The following is a 24,197-nucleotide window of genomic DNA, read 5'->3' on the forward strand; positions in this document are numbered from 1 at the left end:
CGGCGTGCCCCCGGGGCCCGTCGCGCACGCAGCAGACCGGACCGATCGCCGGGCGGACCCGCCCGCACCGGTCCGTCCCGCCGGGCGCCGAGCCCGCGGTGCTGCCCCCTCGACCCGCAGTGGTGGATCGCCCGCGTCCCGAGCGCCGGCCGGACCCCACGCCCCGTCATCCGGAGCAACCGCACCTCATGAACCTGCGCACTCTCACGTCCTCGCACGCCTCCCGTCGTGGACACCGCCCGCCCCTCGCCGGCCGCCGCCCGGCGATGTACCTGGCCACCGCCGCCGCCGGGGCGGTCCTCGTCGGCGTGGTCACTGCCGGCGAGCCGCCCGCCGAGGCCGCCCAGCTGGAATCGGTGAGCGTCGCCGAGCAGCTCGGGATCGAGGCGCAGGCCGCCCCCGTGGCCGAGGACGAGCTCCTGGCCCCGCTGGAGCAGCTCGCCGCCAGCCGCAGCGAGCGCGACGCCGAGCGCGCCGCGGCCGCGGCGGCCCAGGCCGCCGCGGACCAGGCCGAGGCCGAGCGCCTGGCCGCCGAGGAGGCCGCCCGCGTCGCCGCGGAGGAGGCCGCCCGCGTCGCGGCCGAGGAGGCCGCCCGCGCCGAGGCCGCCCGCGCCGCCGAGGCCGCCGCGGCCGCCGCGCGCCCCGGCCGGGCCACCGCTGCGCCCACGGCCCCCGCCGGCTCCTACAAGGAGTACGCCATGGGCAAGGTCGGCAGCGCGAGCGAGTTCAGCTGCCTGGAGAGCCTGTGGGGCAAGGAGAGCGGCTGGAACCCGAACGCGCAGAACCCGACCAGCACCGCGTACGGGATCGCCCAGTTCCTCGACTCCACCTGGGCCGGCACCGGGATCGCCAAGACCTCCGACGGCTACCGGCAGATCGACGCCGGCCTGATCTACATCCAGAACCGGTTCGGCTCGCCCTGCGGCGCGTGGAGCCACTCCCAGGCGAAGGGCTGGTACTGAGCAGGGGGGGGCGTCCGGCCCTCCGCGCCGCCCGCACGTCGCCGAGCCCCCCGAACGGGCCGGTGATCCCGGCCCGTCCCGCCTCGCGCGGGGCGGGACGGCGCCGTTCGTGGCGAACGACACTCCTCCTGAGTGACTTGATGAATCGATGAAGCCACTAGGTTGGGTGTCATGCCGTTCACGCCTGGCCGCCCCGTCGCCGAGGCGAAGGCCGACCTGTTCAAGGCGCTCGCACACCCGGCACGCGTCCGGGTGCTGGAGCTGCTGGCCGACCGAGAGCGCACCATCGGCGAGCTGGCCGACGAGACCGGGCTGGAGCTCTCCCACCTCTCGCAGCAGGTGAGCGTCCTGCGCCGGGCCGGCATCGTCGACAGCCGCCGGGTGAAGAGCAACGTGATCTGCGCGCTCCGCGATCCGCAGACCGCCGAGCTGCTGGGCGTCGCCCGCCGGATGCTCAGCAGCAACCTCCGGCACGCGCAGGTGCTGCTGGACGCCCTCGACGACGCCGACGACGCCGTCGCGGCGGCGGCACCCGCACGGGGTGGGGCGTGAGCGCGCCGCCCGCGGTGCGGCCGGGCGGGCCGGCCCTGCGGTCGCTGCTCCCCGGCCGCGCGGACTACGCGGGGCTGGCCCGTTCCTGGCCGCGGGACCTGGCCGCAGGGGTCACCGTCGCCGTCGTCGCCCTGCCGCTGGCCCTCGCCTTCGGCGTCGCGACCGGGGTCGGCGCGGCACCCGGGCTGGTGACCGCGGTGGTCGCGGGAGCCGTCGCGGCGGTCCTCGGCGGGTCGTCGGTGCAGGTCTCGGGTCCGACCGGCGCGATGACCGTCGTCCTCGTTCCCCTGGTCGCCGCCCACGGGCCGGACGTGGTCTACCCGTTGGCCGTCCTCGCCGGGATCGTCGTCGTCGCCGCGGCGCTGCTGCGGCTCGGCCGCCTGCTCGCCTACGTGCCCTGGCCGCTCGTCGAGGGCTTCACGTTCGGCATCGCGGTCGTCATCGCGGCACAGCAGGTGCCGCACGCGCTCGGGGTCGGCGGGCCGGCGGGGGAGAGCGCCCTGAGCGCGGCGGCGCAGGCGGTCGGCGAGTTCGCCGCCGCACCGCACTGGGCCGTCCTCGGCCTGCTCGTGCTCGCGGTGCTGCTCACCGCGGGTGCGCCGAGGGTCCACCGCGCCCTGCCCGGCAGCCTGCTCGCGGTCGTCGGGGTCACCCTCGTGACCGAGTCGGCCGGGCTCGATGTCGCCGTCATCGGTGCGCTGCCGGACGGGCTGCCGCTGCCGTCGCTGCCCGACCTCGCTCTGCTGCCGGACCTGGCCGGCGCGGCGCTCGTCGTCGCGTTCCTCGCCGCGCTGGAGAGCCTGCTCTCGGCGCGGGTGGCCGACGGCATGAGCGACGTGCGGAGGTCCGACCCCGACCGCGAGCTCTTCGGGCAGGGCGTGGCGAACATCGCCTCGGGCCTCTGCGGCGGCATGCCGGCCACCGGCGCGATCGCCCGCACGGCCGTCAACGCCCGCGCCGGCGCGCGCACCCGCGTGGCCGCGCTCGTCCACGCACTCGTGCTGGCGGCCATCGTCCTCGGCGCCTCCGGCCTGGTCGGCCGCATCCCGCTGGTCGCCCTGGCCGGGGTGCTGCTGGTGACCGCCTACCGGATGGTCGAGCGGCACACCGTGCGTGCCGTCCTGCGGTCGACGCGGGGCGACGCGGTCGTCTTCGCGCTCACCGCGGTGGCCACGGTGGCGCTGGACCTGGTCACGGCGGTCGGCCTCGGCATGGCGCTGGCGGTCGTCATCGCGCTGGTCCGGTTCGCCCGCACCGCCGGCGCCGTCCCCGAGGCGATCGAGCCCCGGGAGCTCGACGACGACGAGGAGCGGGAACTGCTCGACCGGCACGTGCTGGCCTACCGGCTCGACGGCCCGCTGATCTTCGCCGCCGCGGCCCACTTCCTCGCGGCCTGCACCGCGACCGCCGACGTGCGGGTCGTCATCCTGCGGCTCGGGTCGGTCACCGCCCTCGACGCCACCGGTGCGCGCACGCTCGGGGAGGTCGTCGCGCAGCTGGAGGAGCGCGGCATCACCGTGCTGGTGAAGTGCGCGAGCGGGGAGCACCTGCGCGTCCTGGGCGCGGTCGGCACGCTGGGGCCGCTGCTCGACCGCGGGCACGTCTTCGCCGAGCTGGCCGACGCCGTGCGGCACGCCGTCGGACACGCGGCGGCCGCCCCCGCCCGCTGATCAGCCCTGCAGGAGCCCGGCGCCGTCCTTGGCGAGGAGGGCGGTGCGCACCGCGTCGTCGACCGTGGCCGCGAACTGCGGATCGGTGCTCTCGCGGGCGAGGACGGCGTCGATCATCTCCGGCACGAGCGCCGGGTCCACGGTGAGCACCAGCGTGCCGCCGGCGGCGAGGAACCGGACGGCGCGCTCGCCGGGCGGGAGGTCGAGGACGGCGCGGGCGTTGCCCAGGTCGTCGGAGATGACCACGCCGTCGAAGCGCAGCCGCTCCCGGAGCAGGTCGCCGATGACGACCGGGGAGAAGGCCGCCTGCGCGGCGGGGTCGATCCGCGGATAGGTGGCCGAGGACACCATGACGAACGGGTCGGCGGGGGAGCGCGCCAGCTCGCCGAAGAGCGTCACCTGGGGGTCGTCGGCGCCGGTGACCGAATCGGTCACGCCGGTGCTGGTGTCGGTGTTCTGCCGCACCGCGCCCAGGCCGGGGAAGTGCTTGAGGGTCGCCGTGACGCCGGCGCGGGACAGCCCGTCCACGATCGTCGCGACCGCTGCCGCCACGGCGTGGGGCGTGCTGCCGTACTGGCGGTCGTACGCGCCGATCGGCTCGTTGCCCGCCGCGGTGCCCGCCGGGACGACGTCGGCGACCGGAGCCAGGTCGAGGTTGATGCCGGCCGCGGACAGCGACGCGCCCATGCCCTCGGCCAGCGCGGCGAGCTCGGCCTGCGGCAGGGCGCCCTGCGCCGTCGCCGGGGGGAGCCGGTCGAAGCCGGGTCCCTGGAGCGACTGGACCGCGCCACCCTCCTGGTCGACCGCCACCCACAGCCCGGGACCGGGGGAGAGGGCCTGCCAGCGGGCGGCGGTCGCCGCGAGCTCGCCGGCCGGGGCCTGCGAGCGGCCGGCCATGAAGAGCCCGCCCACCCCCTGCTGCGCCAGGGCGTCCCCGGCGGCGAGGTCGTCGAGCGGGACACCGGCGACGAACAGCTGGGCCACCTGCGCGCGACGGTCGAGCCCGGCCAGGACGTCGTCCACGCGGTCGTCGGGACCGGGCGGTGCGCTGGTGGGCGCCGCGCTCGTCGTGGTCGCCGCTGCGCCTGGCGCGGGCGCGGGCGCGCCGCCCGAGCCGCAGGCGCCCAGCAGCAGGAGAGCGCAGAGGAGGGCCGGTGCGCGTGCCGGGCGTCCGGCGGTCGGCGTCGCGCTCCCGGGCATCGCGTTCCAGGCCATCGCGCTCACAGGCATCCGCTCACGGGTATGGCCCTCCTCGAGCGATCGCGGGTTCGACGGCGGGTGGCGCACCCGCCGCCAGTGTCCCCGGCCGGTGTGCGCCCGGCGTTCCCCGGCCGCGGCGCCGGGGCGGTGAGCTCCCGGCGGAGGAGTCCGCGGGCCGTCACCGGGTGTCGCGACGGAGGGGGTGGTCGGCGGGCACCTCGACGAGGGCGATGCGAACGCCGTCGGGGTCCTCGATCCACATCTCGACCAGGCCCCACGGCTCCAGCCGGGGCGGCCGGGTAACCGGCACGCCGGTCGACCGCAGCCGGGCCTGCTCGGCGGCCACGTCGCGCACCTGGACCCACAGCGCCAGGCCGCGCGGCGGCTCGTCGGCCTGCCCGGACACCTCCAGCAGGCCGTTGCCCAGGAAGTAGACGACGCCGCGGTGCTCGGGCGGCCCGAACTCCCGGTACACCGCGAGCCCGAGCACGTCGCCGTAGAACGCCCGCGACCGCTCGGGGTCGGTCGGGCGCAGCAACACCCGGCTGCTCAGCACCTCCATGGGCCCATCCTCGCGCACGGCCGCGACGACGTGCTGCCGCGGTCCGGCGGCACTCGCCGTCCCCGGGCGCGGGTAATACGGTCGGGGCATGGGCGGCGAGCAGGAGCGACCAGAATCCCGGACGGCGACCGGCAACCTGGTGAGCCGGTCGATCGACGAGTTCGTGGGCCAGCTGCGCGGGTTCACCGATCGCGCCCGCAACCTCGCCGGCGCCGTCCCCTCGAGGCTGCACCTGCCCGCGCTCCCCAGCCCGCCCGGAGCGATGTCGGCGGCGCAGGTCGGGGCGGTGGCCGCGACGGTCAGGGCGCAGCGGTCGTCGATCGCGGCGATGCGCTCCCAGCTCGACGCCTTCGACCAGCAGCTGGCCGTCTTCGAGCGGATCCTGGACCCGCTGGAGGAGTGGAGCGCCACCTGGGCCCAGCTCGAGAAGGCCGTCGGCGACTTCGTCCGGCCCGCCGACGACGGCCCGACGCCGCCGACGGCCTAACCGTCCTCGTCGCCGTCCCGGGGCCTGCGGCGCAGCAGCCCGGTGACCGAGCCCACCCGGTCCTGAGCCACCCGCAGCCCGTGGATCAGCGGCACCAGGTCCTGCTGGATGCGGCGCAGCGTGTCCGGCACCGTGTCGACGACCGGGTCGTCGAGCACCCGGCCCACCCGCTCGATGCCCGGCTTGAGCGCGCGCACGGGTTCCTCCAGCTCGTCGACGAGGTCCTCCAGCCGCTCGGCGATCCGCTGCGCCGAGGCGATCGTCGCGTGCGCCTTCGTGGTGGCCTCGGTCAGCTCCCGGACGGTGCCGTTGAGGTCGCTCAGCGTGCGCGGCAGCTGGGCCAGCGCCTCCGTCTGGGTCTGCAGCAGGCTCAGCAGCTCGCCGAACCCGGGGATGCGGGGCATGCCCAGCCCGCGGAGAGGATCCACGTCAGCAACCGTCGGTGACGGGGGCGGGCCGCGCAACCCCACCGGCCCGGCCCCCGCGACCGGTCACGCCGACGGGAACTCCCCGGACTGCACGAACCGCTCGGCGACCTCGCGGACCTTGGTGTTGGTCTCCATCGAGATCCGGGCCAGGGCCTGGAACGCCTGGTCCGCGGTCAGCTTGAACCGCTCCATCAGGATGCCCTTGGCCTGGTCGATCACGGCCCGCGAGTCCAGCGCGGCCTCGAGGTGCTCGGCCCGCTCCACGGCGGTCTCGTACAGGTACATGTTCGAGACCGGGACGACGGCATAGCTGGCGAACCGGGACACCAGCTCCCGGGTGCGGTCGACCGGGGCCGTCGACGCCCGGCCGTACACGTTGAGGGCCCCCTGCACCCGCTCCTGCACCGGCAGCGGGATCGACAGGACGGTGTCGCAGCCCCGCGCGGCGGCCGCGGCGGCGAGCTCGGCCCACGCGGTGGCCGCCCGCGTGTCGGGGATCGCGGCGGGCACGCCCGTCCGCGCCGCCGAGAGGCAGGGGCCGTCGCCCAGGCGGTACTGCTCCTGGTCCAGGTCGTCGGCCAGCCGCCCGCTGGCCGCGACCGTGGCCGGGCCGCGCTCGCGCAGGATCGTCACCGAGGTGACCGGCTCGCCGGGGAGGACCCGGCCGGCCAGCGCGGTCACGGTCTGCAGCACCGAGTCGAGGGAGTGCTCGGCGAACGACAGCCGCCCGAGCTCGTCGAAGGCCGACTGGACAGCCGCCGCCGAAGGGTCGTTCTGAGGGCGAGTCACGCGTGGTTCTCCGTGTCGGTGGCACCGGACGAATCGCCGCCGGCGGTCAGTGACGAGACCCCGTGGGTTCCAGGGTCTCGTCGACGCGGGGCGGTGGCCCCGGCTGCACGCCGGCTGTGTGACGTGCTCTGCCCGCGAGCATAGCCACCGCCGTCGCGGGGGAGCGGGAGGCCCGCTGCCCGTCGCCGGGCTCCTGACCTGGGATCACACCCAGGTGGTGACCCGGATCGTGGTGCCCTCCTCGGAGGAGCGCAGCTGCACGAGGTCGCAGAGCTGGTTGACCAGGAAGACCCCCCGCCCGCACTCCTGCTCCAGCGACGGCACGAGCCGGCCGGTCAGGGGGTCGGTCACCTGCCCCGGGTCGACGAACTCCACGACCGCCGCGTCCTGCGTGACCCACATGGCCACCGTGCCGCTGCCGCCGCCGTGCCGCACGCTGTTGGTGGCCAGCTCGGAGGCCGCCAGCTGCAGGGCCTCCACCTTCTCCTCCGGGAGCCCGACGGTGCGGGCGAACTGCGCGACGGTCCGGCGGGTGGCGGGGAGATCGGCGGGGCCGTAGATGCCCCGCAGGACGGCGTCGGTCGGGCGGGGCAGCACGGTCCGGAACATGGCGTCCGCCTCGCCCGGGGCGTACTCCCGGCTGCGCCGGGGGCCGGCCGCCGTCGACCGGAGGGGGTGCGTGTGCAGCGCGCCCCGGGTGACCGAACGGGGGAGGTGCGCCTCGTCGTAGGGGCACAGCAGCCGCCACGACGGCCCGTCGTCGAAGGCCCGGTTGAGCAGCAGCTCGTGCAGCCGGCACTCGGTCAGCTCGGCGGTGCGCCGCCCGGGGTACGCGGGCTCGCCGATGCCGCGCAGCCCCCGCCCGGCGGCCGCGTGCTCGCGGACGGCACGGTCCCAGACCGCGATGATCTGCGCCGGGTTGCCCCCGATCTCGGCCATGTCGAGGAACTCCACCGTCGCGGCGTCGTCGCCGAGGGCGGTGCGGAGCAGGTCCAGCCCGGGCCGTGGCAGGGCGACCACCACCGACTCCCCGAGGCCCATCCCCTCGCGCACGTAGGGGAGCAGCCCGGCGAGGAGGTCGTCGTCCCCCCGGTAGAACAGCGCCTCGTGGCCGAAGCCGGGTGCCGGGTGGTCCAGGACGGGAGTCATGCGACGGCCGCCGCGAAGCGGACCGGGGCCAGCCGGTCGAGGGCCAGGGAGTGCCACATCCGGCGCAGCAGCGCCGACGCGCCCCGCACCTCCAGCTCGATGGAGCGCGCGCCCAGCTCCCGGGCCCACCGGGCGATGGTCCGGGCGCCGGCGACATCGACGAAGTCGGCGCGGCCGAGGTCGAGCACCACGACGCGTCCGTCGACCGGGGAGGAGGTGAGCACGCGGGCGAGCCGGTCGGCGCCGAAGGTGTCGATGGTGCCCGCGAGGACGACACGCCCCTCGTCGAGGAAGACCTGGAAGGGCGGGACGCCACTGCCCGGCGCGCGGTCGACGGCGGGGTCCTCCGCGTCGTCCACCCGGCAGATGTGGTCGGAGGTGCCCGCCGGGGGGATGTCGCTCAGTGATCCGTGTGCGCGCACCTACTGACCGTAGGCCCCTTCACCGACAGAAGACAGGGACGACGGATACCGCACAGGCGGTGTCCATCCCCGGCTCAGAGCGCCCGCAGGATGTCCTCGACCCGTTCGCGGGCGTCGCCGAAGAGCATCCGGCTGTTGTCGCGGAAGAAGAGGGGGTTCTGGACGCCGGCGTAGCCGGTGTTCATGGACCGCTTGAAGACGACGACCTGCCCGGCCTCCCACACCTTGAGCACGGGCATGCCGGCGATCGGGCTGCCGGGGTCCTCGGTGGCGGCGGGGTTGACGGTGTCGTTGGCGCCGATGACCAGGACGACGTCGGTGGCGGCGAGGTCGTCGTTGATCTCGTCCATCTCCAGGACGACGTCGTAGGGCACCTTGGCCTCGGCCAGCAGCACGTTCATGTGGCCGGGCAGGCGCCCGGCGACCGGGTGGATGCCGAACCGCACGTCGACGTCCTTGGCGCGCAGTTTCCGGACCAGCTCGGCCACGGCGCCCTGGGCCTGGGCGACGGCCATGCCGTACCCCGGGGTGATGACCACGGACCTCGCCTCGCGCAGCAGGTCGGCGGTGTCCTCGGCGGTGATCTCGGTGTGCTCGCCGTAGTCGACGTCGGAGGAGCCGACGCTGCCCTCGTTGCCGAAGCCGCCGGCGATGACCGAGATGAAGGAGCGGTTCATCGCCTTGCACATGATGTAGGACAGGTAGGCACCGGAGGAGCCGACCAGCGCGCCGGTGATGATCAGCAGGTCGTTGCCCAGCAGGAACCCCGAGGCGGCCGCGGCCCAGCCGGAGTAGCTGTTGAGCATGGAGACGACGACGGGCATGTCGCCGCCGCCGATCGAGGCGACGAGGTGCCAGCCGAGCGCGAGGGCGATGACCGTGACGACGGCGAGCACCAGCAGGTTCGGCTCGATCACGAACACCGCGGTGAGGGCGACGAAGACGACCAGGGCGGCGAGGTTGAGCAGGTTGTGCGCCGGCAGCATCAGCGGGTTGCTGGGGACCCGCCCGGACAGCTTGAGGAACGCGACGACGGAGCCGGTGAAGGTGACCGCCCCGATGAACACGCCGATGGCGACCTCGGCGGAGTGGATGCCCAGCAGGTTGCCGGCGACCTCGGTCTGCTCGTCGAGATCCGCCTCGACCGAGAGGTAGCCGTTCCAGCCGACCAGCACGGCGGCCAGGCCGACGAAGCTGTGCAGCAGGGCGATGAGCTCGGGCATGCCGGTCATCTGCACCTGGCGGGCCCGCCAGAGGCCGATGACGGCCCCGGCCGCCACGGCGACGAGCAGCAGGACCAGGCCGGAGGTGCTGATGCTGCGGGAGGCCAGGCCGACGGTGGCGGCCAGGGCGATGGCCATCCCGGCGATGCCGTAGACGATCCCGGACTTGGCGGTCTCGTGCTTCGAGAGCCCGGCCAGGCTCAGGATGAACAGCAGCCCGGCGACGATGTAGGCCGCGGACGCGGCGGTGGTGGCGGTCATGTCGGTCAGCTCCTGGTGAACATGCCGAGCATGCGGCGGGTCACGGCGAAGCCGCCGAAGACGTTGATGCTGGCCACCAGGATCGCGAGGAACGCCAGCGTGCTGACCACGGCGTCGCCGTGGCCGATCTGCAGCAGGGCGCCGACGACGATGATCCCGGAGATCGCGTTGGTCACCGACATCAGCGGCGTGTGCAGGGCGTGGTGCACGTGCCCGATCACGTAGAAGCCGACGACGACGGCGAGCGCGAAGACCGTGACGTGCTGGATCAGCTCGTCGGGGGAGAAGGCGGTCAGGCCGAACAGTGCCGCGGCACCGAGGCCGACGAGCGCGAACCGCCGGCCCGGGGTGGCCGGCTTCGGGGGCGGCGCCGGCTCGGCGGGTGGCACCGGCACGGCGGCGACCGGTGCGGCCGACACCTGCACCGGCGGCGGGGGCCAGGTCTTCTCCCCGGCCCGCACCACGGTGATCGCCCGCTGGACGACGTCGTCGAGGTCCAGGGCCAGCTGCCCGTCCTTGGCCGGGGTCAGCAGGGTGAGGAGGCTGACCAGGTTCTGGCCGTACAGCTGGGAGGCCTGCGCCGGCAGCCGGCCGGGCAGGTCGGTGTAGCCGATGATCGACACGCCGCCGGGCGTCACCACGATCTCGTCGGGCACCGAGCCGGCCACGTTGCCGCCCTGCGCGGCGGCCATGTCCACGATCACGCTGCCGGACCTCATGGAGGCGACCATCTCCTCGGTGATCAGCCTCGGCGCCGGGCGGCCGGGGATCAGCGCGGTGGTGATGATGATGTCGACGTCGCCGGCCTGCTCGGCGTACATCTGCGCGGCCCGGCGGTTGAAGTCCTCGCTCATCTCCCGCGCGTAGCCGTCCGAACTCACCTGCTGCTCGGCGTCGGGGACGGCCACGTACTCCCCGCCCAGCGACCGCACCTGCTCGGCCACCTCGGGGCGGACGTCGGTGGCCCGCACGATCGCGCCCAGGCTGCTGGCCGCGCCGATCGCGGCCAGCCCGGCCACGCCGGCGCCCACCACGAGCACCTTCGCCGGAGGCACCTTGCCCGCGGCGGTCACCTGGCCGGTGAAGAACCGGCCGAAGGTGTGCGCGGCCTCGATCACCGCCCGGTAGCCGGCGATGTTGGCCATCGAGGACAGCACGTCCATCGACTGCGCGCGGGAGATGCGGGGGACCGCGTCCACCGCGAGCGCGGTGATGGGCCGGGCGGCCAGGGCGTCGACCAGATCGGGGTTCAGGCCCGGGCTCAGCAGGCCGACCAGCGTGGCGCCGTCCCGCAGCCTGCCGATCTCCTCTCCCGCCGGGGCGTTCACCCGCAGCACCACGTCGGCCCGCCACGCCTCCTCCGCCGTCGTGACGGTCGCTCCGGCGGCGGCGTAGGCGTCGTCCGGGAAGCTGGCGGCAGCACCCGCACCGGCCTCGACGACCACGTCGTAACCCAGCCCGATCAGCTTGCCGACCGTGGCCGGCGTGGCGGCCACCCGTGTCTCCCGGGCGCGGGTCTCCCGCGGAACTCCGATTCGCAACGTGGCGCTCCATTCCTCGCGAGGGAGGCTCCGTCGCCTGCCCTCGGTGGCTGTCGTACGCGGTGCGGTCGTGCCGGTGCCGGTGTCGGCGCTGTCGATCCCGAGGGATCATGCCGGGCCAACGGCTCGGCGCACCGTCAGGATCCGCCGAAGTGACCTGTTCCACACTGCCGCACCGCGGGACCGGCGCGGACCGGCCGGACGACCGCGCCCGGTAGCGGGACCCCGTGTCCCCCCATCGGGGGAGCCGGGCGCGTTCGGGTGCAGGAAGGGGGGTGCACGCGCCGATCCCCTCCTCAGCGGCACCTCGAACCGCCTGCACGGTCTTCCGACGGCGGGCGGCTCGGGCCCGTCAGCTGGAACAGACCGGCGACGCATCGCACCACCGGAGGGAGGACCGTGTCCGCCTGGATCAGCGCGCCCGAGGACGACATGGTGCCGCCGGAGATCATCTCGACGGTCTTCTACAGCGCAACCGTGAGCGACAGCCTCGCCATCCTCGTCGCCGAGACCGTGGGCGGGACGCAGCGCCTCACCTGGGGCAACGAGGGTGCGATGCAGCTGCTGGGCTACGGCCTGGAGGACCTGCGCACGTTGCCGGCCGCGCACCTGTTCCCGACCCTGGGCGGCGGCGAGCTGAAGCTGCTGCTGCGCCGCGAGCGCACCGCCCGGATGACGCTGCCGGTCCGCATGGCCAGCGGGGCCACCGTCGACGCCGTCGTCATCACCACGCCCGCGCCGGGCGGCCGGATGTGGGCGATGCGGATCCTCGACACGACCAACGAGCAGGAGCGCGCGCTGCGCGCCACCGCCGACGCGCACGAACGCCGCTTCTCCGCCCTCACCGAGCGCTCGCCCATCCCGACCCTGCTCTCCGAGCAGGGCATGCGGCTGGCCCACGTCAACGACGCGTTCTGCACCCTCGTCGGGCTGCGGGCCGAGCAGCTGCTCGGCACCGGCTGGATCGAGACCATCCACGAGGACGACCTGGACGGCGTCATCGAGCAGGTCTCCGCCGCACTGGAGGGGGCCGAGGTCGAGACGCAGGCCCGCCTGCTCCGGGCCGACGGCACCGTCCGGACGACGGTCATCCGCTTCGCCCACCTGTTCACCCCGGGCATGGGCGCGGGATTCGTCGGCACGATCGAGGACATCACCGACCGGCTGGCGTTCGAGGCGAAGCTCGCCCACCAGGCCAACCACGACCCCCTCACCGGGCTGCCCAACCGCACCCTGCTCGCCCAGTACGTCGCCGAGAAGTTCCGCGCCGGCACCAGCGGGCTGGCCTGCCTCTTCCTCGACCTGGACAACTTCAAGGTCGTCAACGACTCCCTCGGCCACACGGCCGGGGACGAGCTGCTCGTCGAGGTGGCCGGCCGGCTGGGCGCCACGGTGCGCCCGGGCGACCTGGTCGCTCGGTTCGGCGGCGACGAGTTCGTCGTCGTCTGCGAGAACGTGGACGAGGAGACGGCGGTCGCGCTGGCGGGCCGGGTCTCGGAGGCGCTGGCCCGCCCGATGCGCCTGGGCGGCGTCGACATCCGGCCCTACGCGAGCGTCGGCGTCACGGTGCAGACCGTCGAGCACGCCGCCGCCGAGGAGCTCATCCGCGACTGCGACATCGCCATGTACCAGGCGAAGGCCAGCGGGAAGGGGCGGATCACCGTCCTCGACCAGGAGGCGCGTGCCCAGGCCCGCGACAAGCTGCGGCTGGTCGCCGAGCTCCGCGACGCAATCGAGCACCGCGAGATCGCGATGTACTACCAGCCCATCTTCAGCACCCGTGACGGCCAGCCGGTCGCCGTCGAGTCCCTGGCCCGCTGGGACCACCCCGAGCGCGGCGCGGTCAGCCCGGCGGTGTTCGTGCCGCTGGCCGAGGAGAGCGGCCTCATCACCGGGCTGGGCCGGTTCGTCCTCGACGAGACCTGCCGCCAGCTGGCGGAGTGGGACCACCTGCTGGGCACCGGCGTGGTGGGCCGGGCCAACGTCAACGTCTCCGCGCTCCAGCTGGACGACAACCTGGCCGCGCAGGTCGCCGACGCCCTCGACCGCCACTCCCTGGCGCCGTCCCGGATCTCGGTGGAGATCACCGAATCGGCGCTGATGAAGGACCCGGCGTCGGCCCGTGCGGTGCTGCAGCAGCTGCGCGACCTCGGCGTGGAGCTGGCCATCGACGACTTCGGCACCGGCTACTCCTCGCTGGCCTACCTGCGGCACCTGCCGGTCGACTGCCTCAAGGTCGACCGCTCGTTCGTCGCCGAGCTGGCCGACGGCCACTCCGAGATCGCCTCCGCGGTCATCGCGATGGCCCGCAACCTGAACCTGTGCACCGTGGCCGAGGGGGTGGAGACCGTCGAGCAGGCCGAGGAGCTGACAAGGCTCGGCGCGACCTACCTCCAGGGCTTCAGCCTGGCCGAGCCGATGAGCGGCGGGCACGCCGCCGCCTGGTTCGCCGCCCACTCGGAGGACATCTCGTGACCGAGCTCGCGAGGGCACGCAGAGACACAGCACCGGCGGCCACCTGGCCGACGAGCGCCGGCGAGGAGGACCTGTGACCGTCACCCCGTTCCCCGGGGCGGACATCCCGGCGCCGGTCTTCGACATCGAGGTCATCCTGGCCGGGATCGACACGATGGCCGTCCAGAAGCCGGTCGCCGCCCAGATCATCTCCGTCGCCAACTCCGACGACACCGACGCGAAGACGCTCGCCCGGATCCTGTCGTCGGACATCGCGCTGGCCGGCCGGGTGATGAAGCTGGCGAACTCGGCCTACTTCGGCATGCGCGGTCGGGTCACATCGCTCCAGTTCGCCGTCACCGTCGTCGGCTTCACCACGGTCCGCACCATGGCCACGGTGGCGCTCACCGACCTCGACGACGAGTCCCGCCTGCCCGGCAACTTCTGGGACCTCACGACCAGCCTGGCTCTGGGTGCCTCGACCCTGGCTCCCCGGTTCGGCGAGCGACCGCCGGACTCGCTCTGCCTGGGGCTGCTCGCGCAGCTGGGCGCGGCGCTGCTGCACCACAACGATCCCGAGGGGTACGCCGAGATCGTGGCCGCCCACCCGACGTTCCGCAGCCGGCGGGCGGCGGAGACCCGTCGGTACGGCATCAACAGCCTGCGGCTCACCGCCGTCGCGCTCGAACAGTGGGGCTTCCCGGCGGCGATGACCACCCCGCTCAAGGAGATCGACGACTACCAGACGATGGACGGCGCGTTGCTGCGCGCCGCGTTCGAGGTGGCCGCGCGACTGACCATCGACGACTACGAGGACATCCCGATCGCGCGGTTGACCCTGGGACGGCTCCGCGAGGACGACCTCGTGCCCATCCTGGACCTGGTGCGGAGCGAGGCCGCGGAGCTCAAGTACGCGATGCTCGGCCAGCCCGTCGACGATCCGGAGGGGAACCCGGACGGCTGGGTCTTCTGAGGGGGCCGCGTCTTCTGAGGGGGCCGGCCCCGGCACGACGGCTGCCCGGGCGGTCGGTCAGAGTGACCGGATGACGCCGCCCCGGAGCATCCTGATCAGCGGAGCCGCCCGCGGCATCGGCCGCGCCACTGCCGAGCTCTTCCTCGCCCGCGGCTGGCGGGTCGGCATGTACGACGTCGACGCCCCGGCGGTCGCCGCGGCCGCGGCGGGTTCCGAGCGGGCCCGCCACGGTGCGCTCGACGTCCGGGACGCCGACCAGTGGGAGGCGGTGCTGCGCGACTTCTGCGGGGAGCAGGGTCTCGACGTCCTGGTCAACAACGCCGGCGTGCTGTCCTCGGGACCCTTCGCCGGCAAGGATCCGGGCACCCACCGCCGCACGGTCGACGTCAACGTGGCCGGCGTGGTCAACGGCGCCCTCACCGGGCACCCGTATCTGCGGCGGGCACCGCAGGGTCTGCTGCTCAACCTGTGCTCGGCGTCGGCCCTCTACGGGCAGCCCACCCTGGCGACGTACGGCGCCACGAAGGCGGCGGTCAAGTCGCTCACCGAGGCCCTCGACCTGGAGTGGCGTGCCGACGGGATCCGGGTGCGCAGCCTGCTGCCGCTGTTCGTGGACACCGAGATGGTCACCCGGGACGGGCAGGGCATGGCCCCGCTGAAGCGCCTCGGCGTGCGGCTCACCGCGGAGGACGTCGCAGCCGCCGCCTGGCGGGTGGTGCACGAGCCCCGGCGCCCGCTGCGCTCGCCGCACCGCCCCGTGGGCCGGCAGACGAAGGCCTTGGCGGCGCTGTCGTCGGTCACCCCCGACTGGGCCAACCGCCTCGTCGTGGCCCGCCTCGCCCGCTGAGAAAGGACCCCGTCCTCCCCACCGCTCGCAAGCTCGCGGCGGTGCCCTGGACGGGGCCGGCCGCGAGCCTGCGAGGGCAGGACGCCGTGGTCAGGAGGAGTACGGGGCGCCCAGCGGGTCGACCGTCTCGTGGTCCGCCACGGTGGCGGCCAGCCGGTCGGCGGCCCAGTCGCCGTCGCCGAGCAGGTGGTCGATCGCGGTGAGCCGGCTGGTGTAGTGCCCGACGGAGTACTCCGCGGTCACGCCGATGCCACCGTGCAGCTGGATCGCCTCCTTGCCGATGTGCCGGCCGGCGCGGCTGGTCTGCAGCCGGGCGCGGTCGGCGGCCGCGACGACGTCGCCGCCGGCGTCGGCCACCATCGACGCCCACAGCGCGGTGCTGCGGGCCAGCTCCAGGGACACGTACATGTCCGCGGCGCGGAAGGTGAGCGCCTGGAACTTGTTCAGGGTGACGCCGAACTGCTTGCGGGTCTTCAGGTACTCCGCGGTGGTGCGCAGCGCGGTGTCCATGGCGCCGATGGCCTCGTGGCCGTAGGCGATGCGGGCCTCGGCCAGCGCCCGCTCGATCGCGGCCGTCCGGTCGCCGCTCCCGAGAGCGACGGCGGGGGTGCCCTCGAGCCGCACGTTGGCCGCCCACGTGCCGTCGTGCGTGCGATACCCGGTGCGGGTGAGCCCCGCGGCGTCCCCCTGCACCAGGAAGAGGCCGGTGCCGCCGTCGATCGCCGCGGACACGACCAGCACGTCGGCGCGTGCGCCGCTGGGCACCGGCTCCTTGACGCCGGTCAGCGTCCAGCCGTCTCCGGCCTGCGTGGCGGTGACGCCCTCGGCCGTCGCCGTCCAGCGGGTGCCCGGCTCGGCGTGGGCGAAGACGGCGATCGTCGTCCCCTCGGAGATGGCCCCGATGAGCTCCCCCTTCTGCTCCGCGGTGCCGACGGCGGCGATCAGGCCGCCGGCCAGGACGACGGTCTCGATGAAGGGCTCGGGGGCGAGGACGCGCCCGATCTCCTCGGCGACGATGGCCACCTCGATCGGCCCGGCGCCCATGCCGCCGTCCTCCTCGGCGAAGGGCAGGCCCAGCAGGCCCATCTCGGCCAGCCGCGACCAGGTCTTCTCGTCGAAGCCCGGGTCGGTCTTCGTCACCGTGCGGCGCTGCTCGCTGTCGGAGTAGGCCCGGGCCAGCAGGCCGCGCACGGCCTCCCGCAGGTCGTTCTGCTCGCTGTCGTAGTCGAAGTTCACGGTTGTCTCACAACCCCAGGATCGAGCCGGCGATGATGGTGCGCTGCACCTCGTTGGAGCCCCCGTAGATGGAGACCTTGCGGTAGTTCAGGTACGACGGCGTCGCGACGCGCGCCCAGTCGGGGACGTCGGACCCGTCCTCCGCGAAGGAGGCCAGCGAGAGCGGCCCGGCGATGTCCACCACGAGTTCGGTGGCCGCCTGCTGCAGCTCCGAGCCGCGGAGCTTGAGCACCGACGAGGCGGGGTGCGGCTTGCCGTCGGCGGAGTTGGCGACGACGCGCAGGGCGGTCAGCTCCAGCGCGACGAGCTCGTTCTCCAGCTCGGCGATCCGGGCGGCCATGCGCGGGTCCTCGGCCAGCGGGCGCCCGCCGGACGTGATCGCCTGCGCGTGCTCCTTCGCCTGCGCGATGAGCCGCTTGGTGGCGCCCACCCGCGCGATGCCGACGCGCTCGTTGCCGAGCAGGAACTTGGCGTAGTCCCAGCCCCGGTTCTCCTCGCCGATGAGGTTCTCGGCGGGCACGCGCACGTCCTCGAAGAAGACCTCGTTGACCTCGAAGCCGCCGTCGAGCAGCTCGATCGGCCGGAGCGTGACGCCGGGGGAGTCCATCGGGAAGACCAGCATCGAGATGCCGCGCTGCTTCTTCTCCGCGGTCGGGTCGGTGCGGACCAGGCAGAAGATCCAGTCGGCGTACTGGCCGAGCGTGGTCCAGGTCTTCTGCCCGTTGACCACCCAGTCGTCGCCGTCGCGGACGGCGGTGGTGCGCAGCGAGGCGAGGTCGGAGCCGGCGTCGGGCTCGGAGAAGCCCTGGCACCACCAGATGTCGAGGTTGGCGGTCTTCGGCAGGAAGCGCTCCTTCTGCTCCTGGTTGCCGAACGCGGCGATGACCGGGCCGATCATGCTGGCGTTGAAGGCCAGCGGCTCGGGCACCGACGCCAGCTGCATCTCCTCGCGCCAGATGTGGCGCTGCAGCGGCGTCCAGTCCCGCCCGCCCCACTCCACCGGCCAGTGCGGCACGGCCAGGCCGGCGGCGTTGAGCACCTGCTGGGCCTCGACGTACTGCGCCTTGGTGGGGTGGCGGTGGGCCGCGACGGTGTCGCGGATCTCCTGCGGCACCTGCGTGGTGAAGAAGGTCCGCATCTCCTCCCGGAAGGCTTCGAGCTCCGGGGACAGCTGCAACCGCATCGGTCCTCATTCCTGACGGCGGCGCTACGGGTCGCGCGTTGCCGTCTCGACGTGTACTCGCGACGATCCCACATCGGCTACCGGCCGGTAGCCCTGGCCTCGGGACGGTCGTCCGCGCCGTCGCGGACCGCACAACGACGGCGTCGGCCGGTGCAGCGCAGCGCACAACCACCGGCCCCGTGCCCGGGACGAGCGGCCGGCGGATCCGGCCCGGCCGGTCAGGCGTCGAGCGGCAGGCCGGTGTAGTTCTCGGCCAGCTCGCGGGCCGCGGGCTCGGAGGAGCACACCCGGCGCAGCTGGGAGAGCTGCAGCTCGGCGTCGAAGTCGTCGCCGGAGCGGTGCAGCATCGAGGTCATGTACCAGGAGAAGTGGGTGCACCGCCAGACGCGGGCGAGGGCGCGGTCGGAGTAGCTGTCGACCAGGTCGGACCGCTGCTCCGTCAGCAGCCGGACGAGGGCGGAGGCCAGCAGGGTCACGTCGGCCACGGCGAGGTTGAGCCCCTTGGCCCCGGTGGGCGGCACGATGTGGGCGGCGTCGCCGGCCAGGAAGAGTCGTCCCCGGCGCATCGGCGCGCTGACGAAGGAGCGCATCGGCAGCACCGACTTCTCGGTGATGGTGCCGGTGCTGATCTCCCAGCCGTCGAGGGCGAAGCGCGTCGCGAGGTTCGCCCAGATCCGGTCGTCGGACCAGTCCTCGATCTTCTCCGAGGGGTCGACCTGCAGGTACAGCCGGGAGACCTTCGGCGAGCGCATCGAGTAGAGCGCGAACCCGTCGGGGTGCCAGGAGTAGATGAGCTCGTCGGTGGCCGGGGCGGCGTCGGCCAGGATGCCGAGCCACGCGTAGGGGTAGGTGCGCTCCCAGACCCGACCGGCCCGGGCCTGCTGGACGACGGGGCGCGACGGGCCGTGGAAGCCGTCGGTACCGGCGATCACCGCGCACTCGAGCACCTGCGGCGTGCCGTCGGCGTCGGTGAAGTGGATCCGCGGGTGCTGGGTGTCGACGTCCTGGAGCACGACCCCGGAGACGTCGAAGAGCAGCGGCGGGCCGCCGTCCAGCTGCGCCGCGATGAGGTCCTTGGTGACCTCGGTCTGCCCGTAGACCCAGACGGTGCGGCCGCACAGCTCCGGGAAGTCCAGCTTGTGCCGGGTGCCGGGGTACTGCAGGTAGATGCCGGAGTGCTCCAGCCCCTCGCGGCGCAGCCGGTCGCCCAGGCCGACGTCGGTCAGCGTGTCGACCGTGTGCTGCTCGAGGATGCCGGCCCGGATCCGGGCCTCGACGTACTCCCGCGAACGGCTCTCGAGGACGACGTTGTCGATGCCCTGCAGCGTCAGGAGCCGGGACAGGAGGAGACCGGCCGGACCGGCCCCGATGATGCCTACCTGGGTGCGCACGTACCGAGTGTGACCGCCACGACGGCCGGCTGGGAACGCCGAGCTTCCGCTCAGTGGAAATCGTGCGCGCGGGCCAGCTCCCGGCCGATGCCCCGGGCGGCGACCTGCAGCACCGGGACGAGGCGGGGCAGGTCCCGGCGGTGCGGCGGCACGACGATGCCCAGCGCCGCGACGACGACGGGGCCACCGCGTCGCTCGACCTGCACCGGCACCGCAAGCGACGCCGCCCCCGCGGACATCTCCTCCGACGTCCGGGCGTACTGCCGGCGGCGGACCTCGGTCAGCTCCCGGCGCAGCCGGCCGGGCTCGACCAGCGTGTGCCGCGTCTGGCGGGCGGGGGAGCGCAGCGCGAGCTCCACGACCTCGGGAGGGGCCGCGGCCAGCAGCACCTTGCCCACCCCGGTCGCGTGCAGCGGCAGCCGGCTGCCCACCTGGCTGACGATGGGCACCGACTCGCGGCCGGAGATGCGTTCGACGTACAGCGCCTGCAGGCCCTCCCGGACGGCGAGGTGCACGGTGTCGCGGATCGTGGTGTGCAGGTCCTGCAGGAAGGGCGCGGCCACCTGGCGCAGCTCCATCTGCACCGGTGCCAGCAGGCCCAGGTCCCAGAGCTTGCGGCCGATCTCGTAGCGGCCGTCGGGCCGCCGGATCAGCGCCCCCCAGTCGGCCAGCTCGCCGAGCAGCCGGTGGGCCGTGGCGAGCGGGGTGCCCGACCGCTCCGCGATCTCGGAGAGGGACAGCCGCGGGGCGGCGCTGTCGAACGCGTCGAGGATCCCCAGGGCGCGCGAGGTCACCGAGCGACCGGGCGTGCCGCTGTGGCCGGCCATCGACACTCCTTCCGACCAGTGGAAGTCTGGACTTGGGGCAGCGTAGCCGCCCGCCGTACCGTCCGGGGCATGACCGGGACCACCTCCGGTAGTCGGCTGCACCTGCCGCGCTACCTGCGCGAGGACGACTCGCTGCGCACCCCCGTCGGGTTCCCCGACTACAAGAGCACCGGCCTCCGCGCCCCGCTGCGGACGCCGGTCGACCTGCCGCAACGGCTGACCGAGGTCACCGGACCGGTGCTCGGCGAGGACCGGGTGAAGGCCGAGGACGCCGACCTGACGCTGCGCAACGGTGGCGAGGCGGTCGGCCAGCGCATCCTCGTGTACGGGCGGGTGCTCGACAGCGACGGCCGCCCGGTGCCCGACGCGCTGGTCGAGGTGTGGCAGGCCAACGCGGGCGGGCGCTACCGGCACGTCGTGGACGTCTTCCCGGCGCCGCTGGACCCGCACTTCGACGGGCTGGGCCGGGTGATGACCGACAGCCTCGGCCGGTACGAGTTCATGACGATCAAGCCCGGCGCCTACCCGTGGGGCAACCACCACAACGCCTGGCGGCCGGCGCACATCCACTTCTCGCTGTTCGGGCGGGCGTTCACCCAGCGCCTGGTCACCCAGATGTACTTCCCGGACGACCAGCTGTTCGGTCAGGACCCGATCTTCAACGCGATCCCGGCCGCGGCGCGGCACCGCGCGATCAGCCAGTTCAGCCTCGAGCGGACCGTGGACAACTGGGCGCTGGCCTTCGAGTGGAACATCGTGCTGCGCGGCACCGACCAGACCCCGTTCGAGACCGAGGACGACGGAGACGTGGCGTGATGACGACGGACCCGCTGCACGTCCCGGACGTCTCCGAGCCCTACCAGCCGCTGCCCGGGCGCACCCGGCACACCGGCTTCCTGACCGGCCCGCTGCGGCTCGGCACCAGCCCGAGCGCGACCGTCGGGCCGTACCTGGCCATCGGCCTGACCTGGCCGGACGGCATCTGGGCCGCGGAGGAGGGCACCGAGGGCGGCGTGTGGCTCCGCGGCCGGGTGTTCGACGGGGCGGGTGACGTCGTCCCCGACGCCATGGTGGAGACGTGGCAGGCCGACCCGGACGGCGGCTTCCCCTCGCCCGAGGACCCGCGCGGTGCGGCGACCTACCCCGGCTTCCGCGGCTTCGCCCGCGCGCAGACCCTCACCGGTGAGTTCGGCATCTTCACCCTCAAGCCGGGCCGGGTGCCCGACGGCGAGGGTGGGTTGCAGGCGCCGCACGTCGACGTCTCGATCTTCGCCCGGGGCATCCTCGACCGGGTGGTCACCCGGATCTACTTCGCCGACGAGGCCGACGCCAACGCCGAGGACGTCGTCCTGCGCGGGCTGCCCGAGGACCGGCGGCGCACGCTGGTCGCCGAGCGGACCGACGACGGCTACCGGTTCGACGTCCACCTCCAGGGCGATCAGGAGACGGTGTTCTTCGCGGTATGACGCTGCGGGCACGGTATGAAGTCCTCGTGACCGGGACCCACGCGTGAGCGGACTGTTCGACGGGACCTTCGCGCGGGGCGGCGCGGCCGCGGCCGTGTCCGACCCGGCGTGGATCGACGCGCTGCTCGACGTCGAGGCGGCGCTGGCCCGGGCGGCGGCCCGCACGGGCCTGGTCCCGGCGACGGCCGCCGACGCCGTCACCCGGGCGTGCGCCGAACCGGCCGGGCTGGACCTCGCCACGGTCGTGGCACGGGCCGCCGACGCCGGGAACCCGGTGCCGCCGCTGGTGCGGGTGCTGCAGGACGCCGTCGGGCCCGACGCGGCCCGGGCGGTGCACGTCGGTGCGACCAGCCAGGACGTGCTCGACACCGCCCTGGTCCTCGTCGCCCGCCGTGCGGTGTCGGCGATCGACCGGGACCTCGCCGTGGCGGCCGAGGCCGCCGCGGAGCTGGCCCGGGCACACCGCGACGACGTCGTCATGGGCCGCACGCTCCTGCAGCAGGCGCTGCCGACGACCTTCGGCCTCAAGGCCGCCGGCTGGCTGACCGGCCTCGAGGGCGCCCGTGCCCGCCTGCTCGCCGTGGACGCGTCCCTGCCGGTGCAGTACGGGGGCGCCGTCGGCACGCTCGCCGCGAGCGAGGGCTCCGGCGTGGACCTGCGCGGCGCGCTGGCCGCCGAGCTGGGGCTGGCCACCACCCCGCTGGCCTGGCACACCGTGCGCCTGCCCGTCGCCGACCTCGCCGGCGCCCTCGGGACGGCGGCGGGGGTGCTGGCCACCGTGGCCGTCGACGTCGTCCTCATGGCCCAGACGGAGGTGGGCGAGGTCAGCGAGGGCGGCGCCCGCGGCGGCTCCTCGGCGATGCCGCACAAGCACAACCCGGTGGCCGCGATCTCGGCCCGTGCCTGCGCGCGGCGGGCCCCCGGCCTGGTCGCGACCCTGCTCGGCGCCATGGAGCAGGAGCACGAGCGCTCCGCCGGCGCCTGGCACAGCGAGTGGCCGACCCTCGGCGACCTGCTGGCCACCGTCGGCTCGGCCGCCGCGTGGCTGGGGGAGTGCCTGGCCGACCTCCGCCCCGACACCGCCCGGATGGCCGAGAACGTCGCGGCCGCGCGGGACCCGGAGCTGGCCGGAGCCGTGGCCGACGCCCTCACCGCCTCCCTCGGCCGGGGAGCCGCGCACGACGCGGCGGCCGAGGCGGTCCGCGAGGCCCGTCGCACCCGGCGGCCGCTGGCCGAGGTGCTCGCCGACCGACCGGACGTCGACGTCCGATCCCTCCTCCCGGGCGCACCGGACGTCGGCGAGGCGCCGGCCCAGGTGGACGCCGTGCTCGCCGACTACGACCGCCGTACGGGAAGGACGTCGTGACCGCCGTCGAGGTCTCCTGGTCCGAGGCGGGGCCGGCCGACGCGCCGGTCGTCGTCCTCTCCAACTCCCTCGGCGCGAGCCGGGCCATGTGGGACCCGCAGGTGCCGGCCCTGGCCGAGCGGTTCCGGGTCATCACCTACGACACCCGCGGGCACGGCGCGTCGCCGGTGCCGCCGGGCCCGTACTCCCTCGACGACCTGGTCGACGACGTGCTGGCCCTGCTCGACCGGCTCGGCGTCGAGCGGGCGCACCTCGCCGGCCTGTCCCTCGGCGGGATGATCGGCATGCGGCTGGCCGCGCGCGAGCCCGGTCGGCTGGATCGGCTGGCGCTGCTGTGCACGTCGGCGCTGCTCGGGCCGCGGCAGAACTGGCTGGACCGCGCGCGGACCGCCCGCAGCGAGGGCACCGCGTCGCTGGCCCCCGTCGTCGTCAGCCGGTGGTTCACCCCCGGGTTCGCGGCCACCGACCCGGCGACGGTCGACCGGATGCAGGCGATGATCGCTGCCCAGCCCGGCGAGGGCTACGCCGGCTGTTGCGAGGCGATCGCCGACATGGATCTGCTCGCCGACCTGCCGTCGATCAGCGCCCCGACCCTGGTGATCAGCGCCCGCGAGGACCCGGCGACGCCGCCCGAGCACCAGCAGGCGATCGCCGAGGGCATCCCGGGCGCCGAGCTCCTGACGGTCAGCCCGGGCGCGCACCTGGCCAACGTCGAGCAGCCGCTGCGGGTGACCGGGGCGCTGCTCGAGCACTTCGACGGAGGAACCCGATGAGCGAGCCGACCACGGACGACGCCCGCCGCGAGGCCGGGATGCGGACCCGGCGGGAGGTGCTCGGCGACGCGTGGGTGGACCGCGCCGTCGCGGGCACGACGCCGTTCACCGCCGCCTTCCAGGACTTCATCACCCGCACCGCCTGGGGTGATCTCTGGCAGCGCCCGGGCCTCGCCCGCCGCGACCGCAGCCTGATGACGCTGTCGATCACCATCGCGCTGCGGCACTGGGAGGAGTTCGCACTGCACGTGCGGGCGGCGAAGAACAACGGGCTCACCGACGAGGAGATCGCCGAGGTCATCCAGCACGCGGCGATCTACGCCGGCGTCCCGGCGGCCAACCACGCGTTCAAGGTGGCCGCGCCCATCCTCGAGGAGCTCCGCGGCACCACCGCCTGAACCGGGCCCGCGACGACGGTCCCCGACGGGTCGGCCC

24 protein-coding genes are annotated in these 24,197 nt (G+C 74.5%); 12 read left to right on the forward strand and 12 right to left on the reverse strand.

The window, feature by feature from the left end; all coding sequences use genetic code 11:
- Positions 1–188: 188 nt before the first annotated feature.
- The 3 genes from BM142_RS25550 to BM142_RS21610 all read left to right on the forward strand — a co-directional run bounded on the left by BM142_RS25550 (position 189) and on the right by BM142_RS21610 (position 3,184).
- Positions 189–962, forward strand: a complete 774-nt coding sequence (locus BM142_RS25550; RefSeq protein WP_092203166.1) for an aggregation-promoting factor C-terminal-like domain-containing protein — start codon at positions 189–191, stop codon at positions 960–962.
- Between the two features lie 171 nt (positions 963–1,133).
- Entirely contained in the window at positions 1,134–1,514 is a 381-nt protein-coding gene (locus BM142_RS21605; RefSeq protein ID WP_092203168.1) for an ArsR/SmtB family transcription factor, read from the forward strand.
- A complete protein-coding gene (locus BM142_RS21610; RefSeq protein WP_217640835.1) occupies positions 1,511–3,184 on the forward strand; it encodes a SulP family inorganic anion transporter in 1,674 nt (557 codons plus the stop codon). The genes BM142_RS21605 and BM142_RS21610 overlap by 4 nt, the downstream gene beginning before the upstream one ends.
- On the opposite strand, the gene BM142_RS21615 is transcribed toward BM142_RS21610, so the two are convergent.
- Together BM142_RS21615 and BM142_RS21620 are read right to left on the reverse strand one after the other, a co-directional pair.
- Positions 3,185–4,414: a glycoside hydrolase family 3 N-terminal domain-containing protein gene (locus BM142_RS21615; protein ID WP_092203170.1), complete on the reverse strand. Its 1,230-nt coding sequence runs from the start codon at positions 4,412–4,414 to the stop codon at positions 3,185–3,187. It lies immediately after the preceding gene.
- Between the two features lie 148 nt (positions 4,415–4,562).
- Positions 4,563–4,946, reverse strand: coding sequence for a VOC family protein (locus BM142_RS21620; RefSeq protein ID WP_092203172.1), 384 nt, complete (start codon positions 4,944–4,946; stop codon positions 4,563–4,565).
- Positions 4,947–5,034: 88 nt separating this feature from the next.
- Here BM142_RS21620 and BM142_RS21625 point away from each other — a divergent pair, with 88 nt between their 5' ends.
- Positions 5,035–5,433 (forward strand): hypothetical protein, encoded by a 399-nt coding sequence (locus BM142_RS21625; protein WP_092203174.1) that lies wholly within the window; start codon positions 5,035–5,037, stop codon positions 5,431–5,433.
- Here the strand turns inward: BM142_RS21625 and BM142_RS21630 are convergent.
- From BM142_RS21630 to BM142_RS21655, 6 genes are all read right to left on the reverse strand, one after another.
- Positions 5,430–5,861: a hypothetical protein gene (locus tag BM142_RS21630; protein ID WP_092203175.1), complete on the reverse strand. Its 432-nt coding sequence runs from the start codon at positions 5,859–5,861 to the stop codon at positions 5,430–5,432. The two genes, BM142_RS21625 and BM142_RS21630, sit on opposite strands and share 4 nt — an antisense overlap.
- 63 nt (positions 5,862–5,924) lie before the next feature.
- A complete protein-coding gene (locus BM142_RS21635) occupies positions 5,925–6,650 on the reverse strand; it encodes a GAF and ANTAR domain-containing protein (RefSeq protein ID WP_092203177.1) in 726 nt (241 codons plus the stop codon).
- A 204-nt stretch (positions 6,651–6,854) separates the two neighbouring features.
- The gene (locus BM142_RS21640) at positions 6,855–7,799 is read right to left on the reverse strand and encodes a sensor histidine kinase (protein WP_092203178.1); all 945 of its coding nucleotides are present in this window, start codon (positions 7,797–7,799) and stop codon (positions 6,855–6,857) included.
- Positions 7,796–8,221 carry an STAS domain-containing protein gene (locus BM142_RS21645; RefSeq protein WP_092203180.1) on the reverse strand — a complete coding sequence of 142 codons (426 nt, stop codon included), beginning with the start codon at positions 8,219–8,221 and terminating at the stop codon, positions 7,796–7,798. The genes BM142_RS21640 and BM142_RS21645 overlap by 4 nt, the downstream gene beginning before the upstream one ends.
- A 74-nt stretch (positions 8,222–8,295) precedes the next feature.
- The gene (gene pntB, locus BM142_RS21650; protein WP_092203182.1) at positions 8,296–9,705 is read right to left on the reverse strand and encodes a Re/Si-specific NAD(P)(+) transhydrogenase subunit beta; all 1,410 of its coding nucleotides are present in this window, start codon (positions 9,703–9,705) and stop codon (positions 8,296–8,298) included.
- Positions 9,706–9,710: 5 nt separating this feature from the next.
- A complete protein-coding gene (locus tag BM142_RS21655) occupies positions 9,711–11,246 on the reverse strand; it encodes a Re/Si-specific NAD(P)(+) transhydrogenase subunit alpha (RefSeq protein WP_092203184.1) in 1,536 nt (511 codons plus the stop codon).
- A gap of 399 nt (positions 11,247–11,645) precedes the next feature.
- Between BM142_RS21655 and BM142_RS21660 the strand changes: the two genes are divergently transcribed.
- From BM142_RS21660 to BM142_RS21670, 3 genes are all read left to right on the forward strand, one after another.
- On the forward strand, positions 11,646–13,721 hold the full coding sequence (locus BM142_RS21660) for a putative bifunctional diguanylate cyclase/phosphodiesterase (RefSeq protein ID WP_254791133.1): 2,076 nt from the start codon (positions 11,646–11,648) through the stop codon (positions 13,719–13,721).
- Between the two features lie 73 nt (positions 13,722–13,794).
- Positions 13,795–14,673, forward strand: a complete 879-nt coding sequence (locus tag BM142_RS21665; RefSeq protein ID WP_254791134.1) for an HDOD domain-containing protein — start codon at positions 13,795–13,797, stop codon at positions 14,671–14,673.
- A 70-nt stretch (positions 14,674–14,743) separates the two neighbouring features.
- Complete coding sequence (locus BM142_RS21670; protein ID WP_092203186.1) at positions 14,744–15,520, forward strand: SDR family oxidoreductase; 777 nt, start codon at positions 14,744–14,746, stop codon at positions 15,518–15,520.
- Between the two features lie 90 nt (positions 15,521–15,610).
- Here the strand turns inward: BM142_RS21670 and BM142_RS21675 are convergent, their stop codons facing one another.
- The 4 genes from BM142_RS21675 to BM142_RS21690 all read right to left on the reverse strand — a co-directional run bounded on the left by BM142_RS21675 (position 15,611) and on the right by BM142_RS21690 (position 20,157).
- Positions 15,611–16,756 (reverse strand): acyl-CoA dehydrogenase family protein, encoded by a 1,146-nt coding sequence (locus tag BM142_RS21675; RefSeq protein ID WP_092203188.1) that lies wholly within the window; start codon positions 16,754–16,756, stop codon positions 15,611–15,613.
- A 7-nt stretch (positions 16,757–16,763) separates the two neighbouring features.
- Complete coding sequence (locus BM142_RS21680) at positions 16,764–17,939, reverse strand: acyl-CoA dehydrogenase family protein (protein ID WP_092203189.1); 1,176 nt, start codon at positions 17,937–17,939, stop codon at positions 16,764–16,766.
- Positions 17,940–18,157: 218 nt separating this feature from the next.
- Positions 18,158–19,330: a 4-hydroxybenzoate 3-monooxygenase gene (locus BM142_RS21685; protein ID WP_092203191.1), complete on the reverse strand. Its 1,173-nt coding sequence runs from the start codon at positions 19,328–19,330 to the stop codon at positions 18,158–18,160.
- A gap of 50 nt (positions 19,331–19,380) precedes the next feature.
- A complete protein-coding gene (locus BM142_RS21690) occupies positions 19,381–20,157 on the reverse strand; it encodes an IclR family transcriptional regulator (protein WP_092203193.1) in 777 nt (258 codons plus the stop codon).
- A gap of 69 nt (positions 20,158–20,226) precedes the next feature.
- Here BM142_RS21690 and pcaH point away from each other — a divergent pair, with 69 nt between their 5' ends.
- Genes pcaH through pcaC form a run of 5 tightly spaced genes read left to right on the forward strand, consistent with a single transcriptional unit; the run spans position 20,227 to position 24,160 of the window.
- On the forward strand, positions 20,227–20,973 hold the full coding sequence (pcaH, locus tag BM142_RS21695; RefSeq protein WP_092203195.1) for a protocatechuate 3,4-dioxygenase subunit beta: 747 nt from the start codon (positions 20,227–20,229) through the stop codon (positions 20,971–20,973).
- Positions 20,973–21,623: a protocatechuate 3,4-dioxygenase subunit alpha gene (pcaG, locus tag BM142_RS21700; RefSeq protein ID WP_092203239.1), complete on the forward strand. Its 651-nt coding sequence runs from the start codon at positions 20,973–20,975 to the stop codon at positions 21,621–21,623. Before pcaH ends, pcaG begins: the two co-directional genes overlap by 1 nt.
- A gap of 43 nt (positions 21,624–21,666) precedes the next feature.
- Positions 21,667–22,989: a 3-carboxy-cis,cis-muconate cycloisomerase gene (pcaB, locus tag BM142_RS21705; protein ID WP_092203197.1), complete on the forward strand. Its 1,323-nt coding sequence runs from the start codon at positions 21,667–21,669 to the stop codon at positions 22,987–22,989.
- Positions 22,986–23,762, forward strand: a complete 777-nt coding sequence (gene pcaD, locus BM142_RS21710; protein WP_092203199.1) for a 3-oxoadipate enol-lactonase — start codon at positions 22,986–22,988, stop codon at positions 23,760–23,762. Before pcaB ends, pcaD begins: the two co-directional genes overlap by 4 nt.
- The gene (pcaC, locus tag BM142_RS21715; protein ID WP_092203201.1) at positions 23,759–24,160 is read left to right on the forward strand and encodes a 4-carboxymuconolactone decarboxylase; all 402 of its coding nucleotides are present in this window, start codon (positions 23,759–23,761) and stop codon (positions 24,158–24,160) included. The genes pcaD and pcaC overlap by 4 nt, the downstream gene beginning before the upstream one ends.
- Positions 24,161–24,197 lie beyond the last annotated feature (37 nt).

This window comes from Blastococcus tunisiensis, assembly GCF_900112815.1.
In the GTDB taxonomy this organism is placed as follows: Bacteria; Actinomycetota; Actinomycetes; order Mycobacteriales; family Geodermatophilaceae; genus Blastococcus_B; species Blastococcus_B tunisiensis.

Bases quoted from the DNA above. Each gene is read 5' to 3' on its own strand.
- BM142_RS21615 (WP_092203170.1), bottom strand. From the start codon at position 4,414: ATGCCTGTGAGCGCGATGGCCTGGAACGCGATGCCCGGGAGCGCGACG.
- BM142_RS21620 (WP_092203172.1), bottom strand. From the start codon at position 4,946: ATGGAGGTGCTGAGCAGCCGGGTGTTGCTGCGCCCGACCGACCCCGAG.
- pcaH (WP_092203195.1), top strand. From the start codon at position 20,227: ATGACCGGGACCACCTCCGGTAGTCGGCTGCACCTGCCGCGCTACCTG.
- BM142_RS21605 (WP_092203168.1), top strand. From the start codon at position 1,134: ATGCCGTTCACGCCTGGCCGCCCCGTCGCCGAGGCGAAGGCCGACCTG.
- pcaC (WP_092203201.1), top strand. From the start codon at position 23,759: ATGAGCGAGCCGACCACGGACGACGCCCGCCGCGAGGCCGGGATGCGG.
- BM142_RS21690 (WP_092203193.1), bottom strand. From the start codon at position 20,157: ATGGCCGGCCACAGCGGCACGCCCGGTCGCTCGGTGACCTCGCGCGCC.
- pntB (WP_092203182.1), bottom strand. From the start codon at position 9,705: ATGACCGCCACCACCGCCGCGTCCGCGGCCTACATCGTCGCCGGGCTG.
- BM142_RS21625 (WP_092203174.1), top strand. From the start codon at position 5,035: ATGGGCGGCGAGCAGGAGCGACCAGAATCCCGGACGGCGACCGGCAAC.
- pcaG (WP_092203239.1), top strand. From the start codon at position 20,973: ATGACGACGGACCCGCTGCACGTCCCGGACGTCTCCGAGCCCTACCAG.
- BM142_RS21640 (WP_092203178.1), bottom strand. From the start codon at position 7,799: ATGACTCCCGTCCTGGACCACCCGGCACCCGGCTTCGGCCACGAGGCG.
- BM142_RS21680 (WP_092203189.1), bottom strand. From the start codon at position 17,939: ATGCGGTTGCAGCTGTCCCCGGAGCTCGAAGCCTTCCGGGAGGAGATG.
- BM142_RS25550 (WP_092203166.1), top strand. From the start codon at position 189: ATGAACCTGCGCACTCTCACGTCCTCGCACGCCTCCCGTCGTGGACAC.
- BM142_RS21670 (WP_092203186.1), top strand. From the start codon at position 14,744: ATGACGCCGCCCCGGAGCATCCTGATCAGCGGAGCCGCCCGCGGCATC.